This is a genomic window from Brasilonema bromeliae SPC951, from assembly GCF_012912135.1.
Lineage (GTDB): Bacteria > Cyanobacteriota > Cyanobacteriia > Cyanobacteriales > Nostocaceae > Brasilonema > Brasilonema bromeliae.
This window is the reverse complement of record NZ_QMEB01000289.1, coordinates 6,904-7,331: the sequence shown is the minus strand read 5'-3', so window position 1 is coordinate 7,331 and position 428 is coordinate 6,904. Positions and strand designations below refer to the sequence as shown.

At 43.0% G+C, this 428-nt stretch carries 1 protein-coding gene; it reads left to right on the top strand.

Annotation, left to right across the window (positions count from 1 at the left end):
- Positions 1-49: 49 nt before the first annotated feature.
- Positions 50-428: ferritin family protein (locus DP116_RS29760; RefSeq protein WP_281357477.1), on the top strand; the 379-nt coding region annotated here is incomplete at its 3' end.

Genomic DNA, 428 nt, shown 5'->3' with positions numbered 1-428 from the left:
AATTTATGCTTATATAGCTTTAAAAAGATAAATTGATTGAACGATTCTCATGGCTAAGCCTCTTCAAACTCCAGAGCCTGAGTTGCAAAAGCCCGGTGTGAAAGCACCTGTGCAAGAAACATTGTTAACGCCCAGGTTTTACACGACTGACTTTGACGCTGTAGCGAAGTTGGACATTTCAGCGGATGAAGCCCAGTTGAGAGCTATTGTGGATGAACTGCGGGCTGATTATAACCGCCATCACTTCGTGCGTGATTCTGAATTTCAGCAAAGTTGGGAACAGATTGACGGGGAAACGCGCCGCGCTTTTATTGACTTTTTGGAACGATCATGCACTTCAGAGTTTTCTGGGTTTCTTCTGTTCAAAGAGTTATCGCGCAAACTGAAACAGCGAAATCCTCTTTTGTCAGAAGCTTTTAATTTTATGG